10 protein-coding genes are annotated in these 17606 nt (G+C 31.9%); 5 read left to right on the top strand and 5 right to left on the bottom strand.

The window, feature by feature from the left end:
- Positions 1 to 44: 44 nt before the first annotated feature.
- Both BC748_RS13700 and BC748_RS13695 read left to right on the top strand, forming a co-directional pair.
- Complete coding sequence (locus tag BC748_RS13700) at positions 45 to 947, top strand: FecR family protein (protein WP_133534062.1); 903 nt, start codon at positions 45 to 47, stop codon at positions 945 to 947.
- Positions 947 to 3469 carry a TonB-dependent receptor gene (locus tag BC748_RS13695; protein ID WP_133534061.1) on the top strand — a complete coding sequence of 841 codons (2523 nt, stop codon included), beginning with the start codon at positions 947 to 949 and terminating at the stop codon, positions 3467 to 3469. Before BC748_RS13700 ends, BC748_RS13695 begins: the two co-directional genes overlap by 1 nt.
- Before the next feature lie 36 nt (positions 3470 to 3505).
- On the opposite strand, the gene BC748_RS13690 is transcribed toward BC748_RS13695, so the two are convergent.
- Together BC748_RS13690 and argS are read right to left on the bottom strand one after the other, a co-directional pair.
- A complete protein-coding gene (locus tag BC748_RS13690) occupies positions 3506 to 3949 on the bottom strand; it encodes a hypothetical protein (protein ID WP_133534060.1) in 444 nt (147 codons plus the stop codon).
- Between the two features lie 18 nt (positions 3950 to 3967).
- Positions 3968 to 5743, bottom strand: a complete 1776-nt coding sequence (argS, locus tag BC748_RS13685; protein WP_133534059.1) for an arginine--tRNA ligase — start codon at positions 5741 to 5743, stop codon at positions 3968 to 3970.
- A gap of 209 nt (positions 5744 to 5952) precedes the next feature.
- Here argS and BC748_RS13680 point away from each other — a divergent pair, with 209 nt between their 5' ends.
- Entirely contained in the window at positions 5953 to 10569 is a 4617-nt protein-coding gene (locus tag BC748_RS13680; protein ID WP_133534058.1) for a T9SS type B sorting domain-containing protein, read from the top strand.
- Positions 10570 to 10859: 290 nt separating this feature from the next.
- On the opposite strand, the gene rny is transcribed toward BC748_RS13680, so the two are convergent.
- From rny to BC748_RS13660, 3 genes are all read right to left on the bottom strand, one after another.
- The gene (gene rny / locus BC748_RS13675) at positions 10860 to 12422 is read right to left on the bottom strand and encodes a ribonuclease Y (RefSeq protein ID WP_133534057.1); all 1563 of its coding nucleotides are present in this window, start codon (positions 12420 to 12422) and stop codon (positions 10860 to 10862) included.
- Between the two features lie 207 nt (positions 12423 to 12629).
- A complete protein-coding gene (locus BC748_RS13665; protein WP_133534056.1) occupies positions 12630 to 12926 on the bottom strand; it encodes a cell division protein ZapA in 297 nt (98 codons plus the stop codon).
- 4 nt (positions 12927 to 12930) lie between these two features.
- Entirely contained in the window at positions 12931 to 13221 is a 291-nt protein-coding gene (locus BC748_RS13660; RefSeq protein WP_133534055.1) for a hypothetical protein, read from the bottom strand.
- Between the two features lie 192 nt (positions 13222 to 13413).
- On the opposite strand from BC748_RS13660, the gene BC748_RS13655 reads away from it, so the two are divergent.
- Positions 13414 to 15111, top strand: a complete 1698-nt coding sequence (locus tag BC748_RS13655; protein WP_133534054.1) for a M23 family metallopeptidase — start codon at positions 13414 to 13416, stop codon at positions 15109 to 15111.
- 9 nt (positions 15112 to 15120) lie between these two features.
- Positions 15121 to 17601 (top strand): TonB-dependent receptor, encoded by a 2481-nt coding sequence (locus BC748_RS13650; RefSeq protein WP_133534053.1) that lies wholly within the window; start codon positions 15121 to 15123, stop codon positions 17599 to 17601.
- The last annotated feature ends 5 nt before the right edge of the window (positions 17602 to 17606 follow it).

The raw sequence follows: 17606 nt of genomic DNA, 5'->3' as shown, positions 1-17606 counted from the left end.
GTAAAATTACTTTAATATGTTTTAGTATTGAAACGCATTAGATTATGGAAGAAAATTACAAATTATCAAAATGGCTAAACGATGAAATGTCTGCCGAGGAATTGTCTGAATTTCAAGCAGACAAGGACTTTGCCATTTTTGAAAAAATAAAAAAATATTCCTCAGAGTTGGAAACTCCAGCTTTTGACGAACAAAAAATGCTTTCCAAAATTGTAACTTCACCTAAAAAAGAAGTCAAAATTATTCCGTTATTTAAAAACTGGATGGTTAGAGTTGCCGCAATTTTATTGATTGGAATGGGATTACTGTTCACTTTTAGAAATGTTGCTTCCTCTACTGAATTTGCTGATTATGGTGTTCAAAATACATTTTCACTTCCAGATAATTCAGAGGTTGTTTTAAATTCTGGTTCTGAAATTCAGTATAAAAAATGGAATTGGGACAACAACAGAAGTTTAAATCTTGAAGGCGAAGCTTTTTTCAAAGTAGCAAAAGGGAAAAAATTTGAAGTTAATACAACTGTTGGAAAAGTTACTGTTCTTGGTACTCAATTTAACGTAAAACAACGAGGAAATTACTTTGATGTAAGCTGTTATGAAGGTAAAGTAAAAGTAAATTTTGGCAATAACGAATTTATCTTAACCAAAGGAATGAGCGTAGCTGTTCGAGATGGAAAAACAATTCCAATTCCAACTAAAAACAATTTGAAACCAGAATGGCTAGAGCAAGAAATGGTTTTTCATCAAGAAAGTTTACCATCAATAGTAGCCGAATTTGAAAGACATTTTAATATAGAATTAGAATTAAATGCTACTGGAAATGGACAATTATTCACAGGAACAATTCCAGCTAAAAATAGTGACACAGCGCTCCAAATTTTGTGTACTACTTATCATTTGAAACCTACAAAAGTAACTAAAACCAAAATTATTTTAGAAAACGATTAATGTTTCAAAACAGAGCGGTTGTTCTATTTATTTTTTTATTCTTTTCAATTTTGAGTTTTGCTCAAAATGATAAGAAAGCTATTCCTTTGAAAAACATTCTAAACCTTATCACTTCGCAACACGATGTGAGATTTAACTACATTGAAGATGAAATTGTAGTTTATGCTATTGTTTCTCCCAACAAAAAATGGTCATTAGAACAAAAAATAAAATACCTAGAAAAACAGACTAATCTACAATTTAAACTTATTAGTCAAAAATATTATTCTATATACAATGACGAAAAACTAGACAAACCACTTTGTGGTTTTTTGCTTGATTATGATACTGGAAAACCGATTGAAAATGCGTTACTAACAATTGAAGGCACAACTAATACAACATTTACTGATGCTAATGGTCATTTTAAATTGCCGAAGGTTTCTTCAAATACTATTCAAATTCAACATCCAGGTTATAATGCTATCGAAATAAACCCAAAAGAACTATACGTTGTGGATTGTCCAAAATTTAAATTACAAGCAATCATTCAGTCGTTAGACGAAGTTATAACACAACGCTATTTAGCTACTGGTATCAGTAAAAAAAATGATGGAACTATTCAAATTAAACCCAAAAAATTTGGAATGCTTCCTGGTCTAATTGAGCCCGATGTTTTACAAACCATGCAACAAGTTCCTGGAATTATTAGTGTTGACGAAACCATATCTAACATTAATGTTCGGGGCGGAACACATGACCAAAACTTATTTCTTTGGAATGGTATTCGAATGTTTCAAACAGGACATTTTTTCGGATTAATATCAGCATTTAATTCTTCTTTGGCACAAACGATTTCAATTTCGAAAAATGGTAGTTCGGCTTTTTTTGGCGAAAGCGTTTCAAGTTTAGTTGCAATTTCCTCACGAACAAATGATATTGAAAAAACAAATTCTAGTTTTAGTTCAAACCTGATTAGTGCTGAACTTTATTCAAAAATAAAACTTTCAGACAGAGCAAATCTTACACTATCGGGAAGACGTTCGCTGACCGATGTCTTTTCATCACCAACCTATAAAAATTACAGTAATCGAATTTTTCAAAACACAGAAATCACCAATCTAAATAATAATCAAATTGTTAACTATAAAAGTGATGTCGATTTCTATTTCTATGATTTCACGATTCAATACCAACAAAAAATTGGACAAAAAAGCAATTTGAACATAGATGTAATTGCCATTGAAAACTCGCTAGATTTTAATCAATCAACCATAGATTTAAATAAAAACAGTAAACTCGAACAAGAAAATCTCGGTAGCACAATCCAATGGAAAACGCAATGGAATAAAAATAATTTTACCGAAATTTTAGGTTATTTTTCACTTTATGATTTAAATTCAAACAACAAAACTTTAGAAAGCGAACAAGTTTTATCTCAACGAAATAAAGTATTGGATTATGGTTTAAGAATTAAAAATTCAAACACTATTAACAATACATTGACAGTAAACACAGGTTACCAATTTAACGAAACTGGTGTTACTAATTTTGATGAGATAAATTTGCCGATATTCTCAAGAACAATTACAAATGTTTTGCTTTCACATGTTGGAATTGTTGAAGGAGTTTATGAAACAGAAAGCAAAAAGACTTTTTTAGTTGCTGGATTACGAGCCAATTATTTTGACAAATTTGGAACGTTGCTTTTTGAACCGAGATTGCAAATTAATCAATCATTAACTTCAAGTATTAGATTGGAAATTTTAGCCGAACAAAAAAGCCAAACCTTATCACAAATTATTGATTTACAACAAGATTTTTTAGGAGTTGAAAAACGCCGATGGACGTTAGCTAACAACAGTACAATTCCCGTTCAAAAAAGCAATCAAGTTTCACTTGGTTTTAGTTTTAAGAAGAGAAATTGGTTGATTACTTTAGATAATTTTTACAAAAAAATTGATGGAATAACAAGCAGTAGTCAAGGATTCCAAAATCAATTTGAATTAGAAAGAACCATTGGAAATTATCAAGTTTTTGGTACAGAGTTTTTAATTCAAAAATCCTTTAACCGATTTTATACTTGGTTAAGTTATTCTTACAATGACAACAAATATGAGTTTGACGAATTAACAAACGTTAATTTTCCAAATAATTTTGAAGTTACACATGCCATTTCTTGGGCTGGAATTTATGAATGGAATAAAGTAAAGTTTGCTCTTGGAGCCAAGTGGCATACTGGAAGACCAATCACTACGCCAATTGCTTTTTCAGTAATAGAAACCGATCCCAATATTGTATATAATTCACCAAACAACAGTCAGCTTGAAGACTATTTTCAAGTTAATTTTTCTGCTTCAAAAAATTGGAAAGTAAGCGAAAAAATTAAATTAGAAACTGCTGTTTCTGTTTTAAATCTATTGAATACCAAAAATAGTATTAATCGTTTTTACAGAGTAAATTCAACAGACAATTCGGTAGAAAGTGTTGACACCTATTCGTTAGAAATGACACCAAATTTTAATATCAAACTAAGTTTTTAACAAAAAAGCGATTGAAAATTTCAATCGCTTTTTTGTTTAATTTTTCTCAAAAACCAGATAATCAATATCACCAGTTTCTAAATTTTCGTCTTCAAGTTTTAACTTAGTCGAAGTGCTTTCAACAATATACCAATCATCTGAAATATTTGTAAATCTTGGTTCAGCACTTGTTAACGCTAATGTAAAAACTAAATCTGGATCGTTATCAAATCCTTCATTAAAAACAGCCCAACTTCCTGCAACAGGAACTGTTCCTGTATTGCTTAGCATCACCGCAATTGCATCAAAATCAAATAAAACACCATTGTAATCGGCTGTTTTAGTTGTGTTTTGATAAATGAATTTTGTTACTTTCCAATTTCCACTAGTCATTTTACTAACCACATTGGCTTCGTTCACTAAAGGAAGATCGTCTGTTTCTGAACAACTTGCGAACAATAACACTACGATTGATAGACTAACGAGTAATTTTTTTTTCATACTTAACGTTTTTATATTTTACATTCTTTCTGGTACTTCAATTCCTAGCAATTTAAATGCCAATTTTATAGTTTCGGCTACTTTTTTTGAAAGTTGTACTCTGAATACCTTCTTATTCATGTCTTCTTCTCCAAGGATGGAAACCGATTGGTAGAAAGAATTGTATTCTTTAACCAACTCATAAGTATAGTTTGCCACTAAAGCTGGACTATGATTTTGAGCTGCATTCTGAATTACTTCAGGAAAAAGTTCCAATTGTTTTATCAATTCTTTTTCTTTTTGATGCAAATCAATTGCAATAGTTGATGAAATATCAAAAGTTGCTTTTCTCAAAATAGATTGAATTCTGGCATAGGTATATTGGATAAACGGGCCAGTATTTCCTGCAAAATCGACTGACTCCTCTGGATTAAAGAGAATTTGTTTTTTAGGATCAACCTTAAGTATATAATATTTCAATGCACCAAGACCAATGGTTTTGAATAATTTGGCTTTTTCTTCCTCTGAATAACCTTCTAATTTCCCTAATTCGGTTGAAATTTTTCCAGCAGTTTCGGTCATTTCTTCCATTAAATCATCAGCATCAACTACGGTTCCTTCGCGTGATTTCATTTTTCCAGAAGGCAATTCTACCATGCCATAGGATAGATGATATAAACTTTCCGCCCATTCAAAACCTAGTTTTTTCAGAATTAAAAACAATACTTTGAAATGATAATCCTGTTCATTTCCAACGGTATAAACCATTCCTCCAACATCTGGGAAATCCTTCACACGTTGAATTGCCGTACCAATATCTTGTGTCATATAAACCGCTGTTCCATCAGAACGAAGCACAATTTTTCTATCCAATCCATCTGGAGTTAAATCAATCCAAACCGAACCATCAGGATCTTTTTCGAAAATGCCTTTTTCTAATCCAAATTGAACGACTTCTTTTCCTAATAAATACGTGTTGGATTCGTAATAATAACTATCGAAATCAACACCAAGATTTTGATATGTTTGCGCAAAACCATCATAAACCCATTGGTTCATTTTTTTCCAAAGTTCGATTACTTCTGGTTTTCCAGCTTCCCAATCGAGGAGCATTTGTTGTGCTTCAACAATAATTGGTGCTATTTTTTTTGCTTCATCTTCTGATTTACCTTGGGTAATTAATTCGCTTATTTCTAATTTGTATTGTTTATCAAATTGAACATAAAAATTCCCAACTAACTTATCACCTTTCAAACCTGATGTTTCCGGCGTTTGTTCTTTTCCGAATTTTTGCCAAGCCAACATCGATTTACAGATATGAATTCCTCTATCGTTGATGATTTGCGTTTTAAAGACTTTTTTACCAGAAGCTTTAATGATTTCGGCAACTGAATAGCCTAAAAGATTGTTTCGAACATGTCCAAGATGCAATGGTTTATTGGTATTTGGAGAAGAATATTCAACCATTACCGCTTTTTCATTTGGCGAAGCCGAAACAAATCCAAAATTTTGATTTTCTTTTATTGTATTGAAAAAATTCAAATAATAATCATCCGAAATCACTAAGTTCAAAAATCCTGAAACCACATTAAATTTTTCAACCTCAGCGACATTTTCAACCAAATACGTTCCAATTTTTGTTCCAATATCCATCGGATTGCCTTTAATAACTTTCAATAATGGAAAAATTACCATTGTAATATCGCCTTCAAAATCTTTTCTAGTTATTTGAAATTCAACTTTTTCGATAGAAGTAGAAAATAACAATTCAATAGATTTGATAATTTGAGGAGAAAGGATTTCGGATAAATTCATGATTTTTCATTTGAATGGACAAATATAATCATTAATAAAAAAAAGATTCCTACTAAAAAAACTAAAAATTTTAGTTAAAAAAACATCGACGAACGGTTATTTTGTAAGTTTATTGTATATTTATTTTTAGTTTTTATGCATTTCATCGATTTAATTTGCATTTAAACGTCGTTTTAACACATATTTGCAATGTCAAAAACCCTCAAATCATGAAAAAACTATTACTATTAACAATTTTACTGTTATCTACAGTTGGTTTTTCACAACCAATTACAGTAAGCTCGTCAAACTACACTGTTCCACAGTTAGTTAACAATGTACTAATCAATTCACCATGTGTTTCTGCTACTAATATTACGTGGAGAACAGGAACTAATTTTGGTTCATCAAACGGAATTGGTTATTTTCAAAACACAAATCCTAATTTTCCAATGCAAAGTGGTGTTGTATTGAGTACAGGAAGCGCTATGAATGCTGCAGGTCCAAACACAAGCATGCTTAATGATGGTTCCGCTGCGTGGACTGGTGATGCTTCACTTGAGGCAACTCTGGCAGCAGCAGGAATTCCAATGACATCATCAAATGCATCGGTATTGGAATTTGACTTTACACCAATTTCACCAAACTTTAGTTTTGATTTCATCTTTGCTTCTGAGGAATATGGAAATTTTCAATGTCAATATTCTGATGCTTTTGCTTTTCTTTTAACAAATTTGAATACAGGAGTAACTACTAATTTAGCTGTAGTTCCGGGTACAAATGATCCAATTTCAGTTATCACAATTAGAGACTTTTTATATAATTCGTCTTGTTCATCTGAAAATGCTCAATATTTTGGAAGTTTTAATGGTGGTTCACAAGCAAATACATCTGCAACTAACTTTAATGGGCAAACAAAAGTTTTAACAGCATCATCAGTTTTAACTCCAAACGTTCCTTATCACATTAAATTAGTTATCGCCGATAGACTTGATCCTCAATCTGACTCCACAATATTTATATCATCAGATAGTTTTAATATTGGTCAAGATGTTTTGGGTGAAGATTTAACTAGAACGACTAACACTGCACTTTGTTTTGGAACAACACACACGTTAGAAACTGGATTAGATTCAGCTAATTATGAATTTTCTTGGTCGTATGGTGAAGATGTTTTAGAAAATGAAACTGGCTCTACTTTAACAATTAATCAGTCTGGAACTTACAGCGTTACATACAGAAATTTATTCGGAAGTTGTTTACCAATAACTGATGTTGTTACTGTTGAATACTATCCTCAAATTTCATCTCCAAATCCAACAACAATTTATAAATGTGATTCGGGAGCTGCAACAAATACATTCAATTTAGATTTGAATACAGCAATTGTAAAGCAAGGATTAGATGCACAAACATTAGTTACTTATCATGCTTCACAAAATGATGCAGACAATAATCTGAATCCTTTACCACTACAATATAACACTACATCTGGACAAACTATTTTTGTTAGAATTCAATCACACAATAGTCCATGTTATACAGTAAAAAGTTTTCAAGTTCAATCTTCACCAGCTCCAGTTGCTAATCAAGCACCAGATATCACAATGTGTGCTAGAAGCCAAAGTATTAATAATGCTTTCTTTAATTTAAATGCACAAACTCCATTAATATTAAATGGACAGTCGAGTGCAATAAATATTGTAAATTATTACACAACACAAAATGATGCAACAAATGGAACAAATCCTATAACTGGAAACTTAAACTTATTAATTTTTCCAAGCACAACAATATATGTAAGAGTTCAAAATGTGAGTGATTCAAGTTGTTTTAGTTTATCAAGTTTTAATCTTATTGTTAATCCAGCACCAGATGTTGATACTTTAGAAAATATAATCGTATGTGACAGTTATACATTAGAACCTTTAACAAATGGTAATTACTATACTCAATTCAATGGGTTAGGAACAATGTTAAATGCTGGAGATATAATTACTGAAACAACTACTCTATTTATTTATAATCAACCAAATGGACCAAACACATGTGGTTCTAATAGTTCATTTAAAATAACAATTATTGATCCTAATACACTTTCACCATCAAACGTGACTAGTTGTGGAAGTTTTACATTACAAAGCCAACAATTTGGTAAATATTACACACAACCAGGTGGAAATGGAACAGTTATTCCAGCTGGAACAGTTATCACATCTTCACAAACTGTGTATTTTTATTTCACAACAGAAGTTGAGCCATTTTGTGTAATCGATACTGACTTTGATGTAACAATACTATCTAATATCGAAGTTGGAGTAAGAAACGATGTTTTTGAATGTAGTTCATATACTCTACCTGCATTAACATCTGGAAATTATTACACAGGACCTAACGGAACAGGAACGCAACTTACTGCTGGAACTGTAATTACAAATGACCAAACAATTTATGTTTATTCAACATCAGGTGGTGACTCACCATGTTCTGACCAAGATATTTTTGAAGTATTTATTGGTATTAATCAACCTGCAAACGTAAATCAATGTAATGGTTATACTTTGCCTCAACTACAATTTGGAAAATATTTTAGTGGACCAAATGGTACAGGAACAGAAATTGCTCCAGGAACAGTTATTGAAACCAATATGACAATCTATATTTATGCACAAACAACTAGCGGAAACGGAAACTGTGCTGATAATATATTCTTTACTTTAAATTTTGCTCAACCACAAGTTGACAGTTTGGATGATATTGCTGCATGTGAAACTTTTACTTTACCTGCTTTAACAAATGGAGCTTATTATACACAACCAAACGGAGCAGGAACTAACCTTTCTGCTGGTGATGTAATACTTTCAACACAAACCATTTATATATTCAGAAGATTAAATGCAAGTTGTGCTAATGAGTCAGATTTTACAGTAACCATAAATCCTTTGCCACTAATTGACTCTCGCTCGGATATTGATATCTGTGATCAATATGTATTAACGGCCTTAAACGTTGGAAATTATTATACTGGTCCAAATGGAACTGGAACATTACTTCCTGCAGGAACTGTAATAACTACAACTCAAAGAATTTATATTTATGGAATTTCAAATTCAACACCACCATGTAGTGCTCAAAATAGTTTTCAAATAAATGTATTTTCTACTCAAGCTGATGATTTAGCTGATGTTACAGAATGTGACAGCTATGTTTTACCTGCCTTGAGTGCTGATAATCATTATTATACTCAATCTGGTGGTCCAAATGGAACAGGAATCGAGTTATTACCTGGACATGTTATTACAACTACGCAAACATTGTTTATTTATAAAGAAGCATTAATCAGAACTTCTTTTTCATGTGCTGATGAAAATACTTTTACAGTAACCATTCAATATACTCCAGTTGTACCAACAATGCCAGATGTAAATGCTTGTAATGCTTATGTATTGCCAACATTAACTTTAGGGAATTATTACACAGGAACAAACGGAACAGGAACAATGTTACAAGCTGGAGATGAAATTACATCAACACAAACAGTATATGTTTTTGCCAGTACAAATACACCACATCCATGTACAAATGAAAAAAGCTTCTTAGTAACAATATTCAACGTAGATGATGTAGCAGATGTAACCATTTGTGAAAACTATACTTTACCAGCAATTACTATTGGAAAATATTACACAGGTACAAATGGAACAGGAACAATTTTAAATCCTGGTACAGTAATTTCAACAAGTCAAACGATTTACATTTATGCAGTAGCGCCATTCTTACCAAGATGTACAGATGAAAGTTCATTTAATGTGACTATAATTGATACACCTGTTGCCAATTCAATTCCGGTAGCTTCAAGAACAATTTGTGATGAAGATGGAACAAATGATGGCGTAACAACTTTTGATGTTACAACTTTAAATACGATAGTTCTTGGAACACAAGTTGGTACTGAATTTAGCGTTGCTTATTACGAAAATAATGCAGATGCACAAACTGAAAGTAACGCCATTACAAATACCACATTAACAACTGTATTTGTTCGAGTAAACAATAGTTTAGCACCAAATTGTTTTGATGTAAAACCATTCACGATTATTGTTAATAAATTACCAGAACCTACTCCAGTTGATGGTGTTGTATGTATCGATAGTGAAACTGGAGATTTATTAAATGCATATACAATTTACAGTGGATTAAGTGCTTCAACTCATAGTTTCGAATGGAAAAATGAAGCTGGAATAGTAGTTGGAACTAATACTTCTTATGCTGCTATTCTTCCAGGTGTTTATTCGGTAATAGCAACAAATAATGCTACTGGTTGTTCATCAGAGCCAACAGAAGTTACAGTTATCCAATCGGAACCAGCAGTTATAACCTATGAAGTTGAAGAAGATTTTTCAGACACACAAAGAATTATTATCACTGCAACAGGTCAAGGTGGAGAATATGAATATCAACTAGATGAAGGTTTTTTCCAAGATAGCAATATTTTTGAAGATGTTTCGTCAGGTGTTCATACAATAACAGTTAGAGATAAAAACGGTTGTGGAAACACTACAATTCAAGCTTTGGTAGTTAACTATCCTAAATTTTTCACTCCAAACGGTGATGGATATCATGACACCTGGAACATAAAAGATTTAAAAAATCAACCATCTGCAGTAATTACTATTTATGATCGTTATGGTAAAATTCTAAAACAACTAAAACCAAATAGTGATGGTTGGGATGGAACTTATAACGGAAACCAGATGAATTCTGATGATTATTGGTTTGCAGTTTCTTATCAAGATGAGAATCAAGTAGATCGCGAATTTAGAGCCCATTTCGCCATGAAGCGATAACCTACATAAACCTATGTTTTAAAAACTCTCAATTAACGTTGAGAGTTTTTTATTTTACACCTGTCTTTAAAAAAGAAATACTTACTCTAACCTATCAAAAAGAATTTTAGATGCAATTTCATAATTATTGAAAATACTACTAGGTATTGAACAACTTATTTAAGTATAAAATTAAAGCAATACAGCATTATAAACTGTAATTTGTACAATTATAGAATAAAAAGATAAGTAGGTTTGTATCATAAAAAAATCCGCATGTAGCGGATTTTTTTATGATACATGTATTTGGACTATTTAGCAATATTAACAGCTCTAGTTTCTCTAATAACAGTAATCTTTACTTGACCTGGATAGGTCATCTCTGTTTGAATTTTTTGAGATATTTCAAACGAAAGATTTTGTGCCATATCATCAGATACTTTTTCACTTTCAACAATAACTCTCAATTCACGACCAGCTTGAATTGCATAAGCGTTTTTCACTCCATTAAAAGCAAAAGCAATTTCTTCTAAGTCTTTTAATCTTTGGATGTAAGAGTCTAGAACCTGACGTCTTGCGCCTGGTCTTGCGCCAGATATAGCATCACAAACTTGAATAATTGGAGAAATCAAATATTTCATTTCAATTTCGTCATGATGCGCTCCAATCGCATTGCAAACTTCTTCTTTTTCACCATATTTTTCAGCCCATTGCATTCCTAATAATGCGTGTGGCAAGTCACTTTCTGCATCGGGCACTTTTCCAATATCATGAAGTAAACCAGCACGTTTGGCCAATTTTACATTCAATCCTAATTCGGCTGCCATAATTCCACAAAGTTTTGCTACTTCTCTTGAGTGTTGCAATAAATTTTGACCATAAGAAGAACGGTATTTCATTCTACCAACAACTTTTATCAACTCAGGATGCAAACCGTGAATACCTAAATCAATCACTGTTCGTTTTCCAACTTCAGCAATTTCTTCATCAATTTGTTTAGTCGTTTTTGCTACAACTTCCTCAATTCTTGCTGGGTGAATTCTTCCATCTGTAACTAATTTATGTAATGATAATCGAGCTATCTCTCTTCTAACTGGATCAAAACAAGAAAGAATAATTGCCTCTGGCGTATCATCTACAATAATTTCTACCCCAGTTGCTGCTTCAAGTGCGCGAATATTTCTTCCTTCACGACCAATAATTCTTCCTTTAACATCATCCGATTCAATATTAAAAACCGATACACAATTCTCAACCGCTTCTTCAGTTCCAACACGTTGAATTGTGTTGATGATAACTTTTTTAGCTTCTTGTTGCGCTGTTAATTTTGCTTCTTCAATAGTATCTTGAATATGCGACATTGCTTTGGTTTTAGCTTCAGCTTTTAAGCTTTCAACTAATTGTTCTTTAGCTTCTTCAGCAGAAAGACCAGAAATAACCTCAAGCTGTTCTACTTGACTTTTATGCAGCTTTTCTAATTCTTGCTGCTTCTTATCAAGGAATTCTATTTTAGTGGTATATTCTTTAGTTTTAGCTTCAAAATCATCATTCACTTTTTTAGCTTTTGACAATTCGCTTGAAACTTGTGACTCTTTATCACGAATACGCTTTTCAACCTCAGCCATTCTTTTGTCTTTGGCCAAAATCTCTTTTTCATGCTCTGATTTTAATTCTAAAAACTTTTCTTTTGCTTGAAGCAATTTGTCTTTCTTGATGTTTTCAGCTTCAAGATTTGCATCTTTCAAGATTGATGATGCTTCTTTTTTAGCATTTTTAATCATATTTGAGACATTGCTTTTTTCTAAGAATTTTGCAATTCCAAAACCTCCACCAATTCCAACTATTGCGGCGAGTATAATAAATGTAATTTCCATTTTTTGTTTGTATTTAGGTATAAAAAAAGCCTACATTAGGTGAATGCATAAACTCGTAAGGACAAGTTTTGAGCTAACTCACTGTTCAAGTTTCCTCGATATAGAGGCATACTTTAGTAGCGATGATTTGCTCATTCTAAATTGTTAGTGTTGAGTTTACCAATTAAAATCTAATGTAGGCAGTGTTGTAATTTATGTATAAGAACGTTATTTTTTTTCGAGATAATCGAATAACAAATCATTAATTTTTTTTAACCTTTCCAATGTTTCAGTTCCATCAATTGCGTTATCCAATTGCTTTTGTTCCACTTGAGAAGCAAATTGTAAAGCACACATAGCCAATACATCTTGCTTATCTCTAACGGCATAATTTTCTTCGAATTGCTTAATCATTGTATCAATTTTCTTAGAAGCACTTCGCAATCCTTCTTCTTGAGACATTTCCACAGTAAGTGGATAAACTCTATCGGCAATTGATATTTTTATTTTAAGCTTTTCACTCATTGTTTTAGTCGGACAATTGCGCTATACAATAGTCTATTTCTCTGATTAATGAATTTATTTTCAGTTTTGTATCTCGTTTATTTTCTTCACTGCCAAGCAATGAATTAGCCATTTTGAGCGTTTCACATTCTTTTTTCAATCGTTCAATCTCTTGATTTTGAGCGGCGATTTGATTGTTCGCTTTACTCAATTTATCTTGTAATTCTACAGAATGATTTTGCAAACTATTGATTTTACCAAATAGTTTAGCTATTCTAGCTTCAACTGAATCAATAATGGTAACAATTTCACTCATCAAATGGTTTTATTCATTTCTTAATTCACAAAGTTAGTATTCTATTTTAGTAATGCAATAGTTTTTGATTTTTATTTACTTCTTTTTTTGATTGGCTGTTTTTAATTTTTTGCAAATGAATAAATTATATTTTTTTACATATTGTAATTTATTACTCACTTTTTTATTTACTTTAGCAAAAATATTTTTAATATGAAATATCTTATTACTATTTTGTTTTTTGCAACTACATGCCATAGTCAAACTACTTATCCCAAAGATTATTTCGGTTCTCCATTGGATATTCCACTTCTGCTATCGGGTAATTTTGGAGAATTAAGACCAAATCATTTTCATGCAGGTTTGGATTTTAAAACCCAGAAAAAGGAAGGATTTAATGTTTATGCCGCAGCTGAAGGTTATGTTTCAAGAATAAAAATTGCTCATAGTGGCTACGGAAAAGCAATTTATATTACACATCCAAATGGTTTTACAACTGTTTACGGTCATCTACAATCTGGGTTTGGAAAAATTCAAAACTACATCATACAACAGCAATACAATCTTAAAACTTATGAACTTGATATTAATCTTAATCCAACTGATTTACTAATTAAAAAAGGAGAAATCATTGCAATTTCTGGAAATACTGGTGGTTCGGATGGTCCACATTTACATTTTGAAATTAGAGATACTCAATCTGAAAAAATTATTAATCCACTTTTTTTTGGATTTAATGCTACAATTGAAGACACAAAATCACCATTAATTTCTACAATAATTGGCTATCCAATTGATGAAAACGCTACTATCAATCAATCTAAAAGACCAATTGCAATTGGATTTCATTTGCAACCCGACGGAAATTATTTAGCAGAAAAAGTAATCGCAAACGGTCGAATTGGCTTCGGAATTACAACTATTGATTATGATAATGTTTCATGGAACGCCAATGGAATTTTCAAAATTCAAACTTACTTAAACGGAAAGAAAAGTTTTGGTTATCAATTTGACACTTTTGCATTCGATGAAACTAGATACATAAACGCGCTAATTGATTATCATCGATATAAAACTCACAAGCAACGAGTTCAAAAATTATTCATGAAAAACCCTTACGATTTAAGTATTATTCAAACCGATGAAAGCAATGGAATTATTGATGCGACTTCTACTCTTCCAAAAATTCTAAAAATTGAAGTTGTGGATTATGATCAAAACTATTCTAAAATTCACATTCCTATTGAATATTCTAATCTACCAGCGAAAGTGCAAGAAATTCCACAAACATCAAAGTATCATGTAAAAGCAAATCGCGATAATATTTTTTCATTAGAAAATGTAACTGTAACTATTCCAAGCAAAACATTCTATGACGATTTTTATATGGATTTTGAAGTAAAAAATAATAGTATAAAAATTCATGACGATATCGTTCCAGCACATTCGAGCTTTCAAATTGCCATTGAAGACAGTATTTCTAGTGAAAAAGACAGAGAAAAAATGTTTATTGGCTATTTTGACGGAAAAAAATTCAATCATTACACAACAAAAAGGTATAAAAATACGTTCTCTATATATTCTAAAACATTAGGAGAATATCAATTATTAAAAGATACTATTGCTCCAAAGATTTCTATGCCAAAAAAAATAGAAGGAAAATGGATTTCTGAGCAAGAAAATCTACAACTAACCATCACGGATGATTTATCTGGAATAAAAAGTTATGAAGGATATCTCAACGAAAAATGGATTTTATTAGAATATGAAAATAAATTAAACCGATTAACCCATAACTTCTCCGATGGCATTGTAGCCGAGGGAAAAAACGATTTAAAAGTAGTAGTTACTGATAATGTTGGAAATTCTACTATATTTGAAACACATTTTTATAGAAGTCAAAAACAATAACACTACAGTTTGAAAACAAAACATTTATTCTTTTCGTTCCTATTTTTTATCCTTTGTATAAAATCATTTTCGCAAAACGCAACCGCAAAAGTAGCTGGAATTGTGCTAGACGAAAATAACAAACCCATTGAAAACGTTAACGTTAGCTATCTTTCAAAATCATCCGTTACTGATAAAAATGGTTTTTACACGATTACCGTTCCAGCAAATCAAAAAGTAGTTTTAGTTTTTACACACGTTGCACTAAAAAACATAACAGCAACATTGCAACTAAAACCTAATGAGGAATTTGAATATCATATTGTCATGTCTGATAAAGCTGAACAACTAAGCGACGTGGTGATTACCAGTAGCCGAAGACGAGTTCAAGGAATTACAAGTATCGAACCCGAAGTCATCAGAAAAAATCCTAGTGCAATGCCTGGAATAGAAAGTGTTTTAAAAGTACTTCCAGGCGTAAATTCTAATAGTGAATTGAGTTCTCAATATTCCGTTCGTGGTGGAAATTATGATGAAAACTTAGTTTATGTAAACGAAATTGAAGTCTATCGTCCGTTTTTAGTTCGTTCTGGTCAGCAAGAAGGTTTGAGTTTTACCAATACTGACATGGTGAAAAACATTGATTTTTCCGCTGGAGGTTTTCAAGCTAAATTTGGAGATAAATTGTCCTCGGTTTTGGACATTACCTATCGTCAACCTAAAAAATTTGCTCTTGCTGCTGAAGCTAGTTTTCTTGGTGGAAGTGTAACTGCCGATTTAGTTTCTAAAAATAAAAAATGGTCAAGTATTACTGGCGTTCGCTATCGAGACAATTCGCTTTTAGTAAATAGTCAAGAAACGCAAACTAACTTTCGACCTACATTTATGGATGTTCAATCGATTGTGAATTTTACTCCAAATGACAAATGGAATTTTAGTTTTTTAGGAAATGCTTCTCGAAATGTGTACAACTACCAACCGTTGACACGTCAAACCAATTTTGGAACGATTGACGAACCGATTGCATTGCAAGTTTTTTATGAAGGACAAGAAAATGACAAATACGAAACTCTTTTTGGCGCTTTCAAAACGGTTTTTAATGCCGATGAAAACAATACCTATAAATTCATAAGTTCTGTTTATCATACCAAAGAGCAAGAGTATTTTGATATTTATGCTGCCTATTTTTTAGGTGAAGTTGATACAAATATTGGTTCAGACACTGTTGGTGAAGTTACATTTAGTCAAGGAGTTGGAACACAATTAAATCACGCTCGAAATGACTTGGATGCTTTATTTTTTAATGCTGAAATAAAAGGTGTTCATCAAATCAACAACAAAAAACATCAAATAGATTGGGGTTTTAAATACACTCGCGAAAATATTCGAGATAGAATTGTAGAATGGGAAGTAATCGATTCGGCAGGATTTTCAATCAATCCGCCAAATCTAGATTTTCAAGGAAATGATCAACCTTACAATCCTTATGTTGGTCCATTAGTTCCATATCAAAATGTTAGAGCAACCAATTTTATTGATATCAATAGACTTTCGGGTTATGCACAATGGAGTTTTAAAGACCAAATTGGCTCGACCGATTATTGGTTCAACTTTGGAGTTCGCGCACACAATTGGAAAGTAACTGGCGACAATATTTCATCGTCAAAAAACCAAACTACTTTTAGTCCAAGAGCGCAATTGACTTTAAAACCAAATTGGGAGAAAGACATGATTTTCCGATTTGCCGTTGGATATTATCATCAACCACCTTTGTACCGTGAGCTACGAGATTTAAATGGTGTGGTTAATCCAAATGTAAAAGCACAACAGTCCATTCATTTTGTATTGAGTAATGATTACAATTTCAAAATGAACAATCGACCTTTTAAATTAGTGACAGAAGCTTATTATAAATCAATGGATGATGTCAACACCTATACGTTGGAAAATGTTAGAATTCGCTATCGTGCCAATAATGATGCAACCGCTTATGCACAAGGTTTAGACATGCGTTTGAATGGTGCTTTCGTTCCAGGAACGGAGTCTTGGTTGAGTTTTGGATACATGAAAACCGAAGAAAATCAAAACGGTAGAGGAAATATTGCTCGTCCAACCGATCAACGATTAAAATTTGGACTTTTATTCCAAGATTATATGCCAAATCTTCCGAGCATGAAATTATATATGAATTTGGTTTACAACACTGGTTTACCTGGTGGTTCGCCATCTTATGCTGATGTTTACACCTATCAAAGTCGCTTGAGAGATTATCGTCGTGCTGATGTTGGTTTCTCCTATGTATTAACAGAAAAAAACACCGAACGACCAGATGGACATTGGCTAAAACGTTTTGAAGACTTGTCGTTTGGCTTTGAGATTTTTAATATTTTCAATAATCAAAATGCCATTACCAACACTTGGGTTCGAGATGTTTATACCAAAACCCAATACGGAATTCCAAATTATATGACAACTCGTGTTTTCAATTTGAAATTGAGTGTGAAATTGTAGAAATA

Origin of the sequence: Flavobacterium dankookense, from assembly GCF_004362665.1 — a bacterium.
GTDB classification, from domain to species: Bacteria; Bacteroidota; Bacteroidia; order Flavobacteriales; family Flavobacteriaceae; genus Flavobacterium; species Flavobacterium dankookense.
Note: the sequence above shows the minus strand (reverse complement) of the source record. Positions and strands in the feature narration are given on the sequence as shown.

Coding starts and splice junctions, on each gene's coding strand:
- BC748_RS13700 (WP_133534062.1), top strand. CDS start 45: ATGGAAGAAAATTACAAATTATCAAAATGGCTAAACGATGAAATGTCT.
- BC748_RS13695 (WP_133534061.1), top strand. CDS start 947: ATGTTTCAAAACAGAGCGGTTGTTCTATTTATTTTTTTATTCTTTTCA.
- BC748_RS13690 (WP_133534060.1), bottom strand. CDS start 3,949: ATGAAAAAAAAATTACTCGTTAGTCTATCAATCGTAGTGTTATTGTTC.
- argS (WP_133534059.1), bottom strand. CDS start 5,743: ATGAATTTATCCGAAATCCTTTCTCCTCAAATTATCAAATCTATTGAA.
- BC748_RS13680 (WP_133534058.1), top strand. CDS start 5,953: ATGAAAAAACTATTACTATTAACAATTTTACTGTTATCTACAGTTGGT.
- rny (WP_133534057.1), bottom strand. CDS start 12,422: ATGGAAATTACATTTATTATACTCGCCGCAATAGTTGGAATTGGTGGA.
- BC748_RS13665 (WP_133534056.1), bottom strand. CDS start 12,926: ATGAGTGAAAAGCTTAAAATAAAAATATCAATTGCCGATAGAGTTTAT.
- BC748_RS13660 (WP_133534055.1), bottom strand. CDS start 13,221: ATGAGTGAAATTGTTACCATTATTGATTCAGTTGAAGCTAGAATAGCT.
- BC748_RS13655 (WP_133534054.1), top strand. CDS start 13,414: ATGAAATATCTTATTACTATTTTGTTTTTTGCAACTACATGCCATAGT.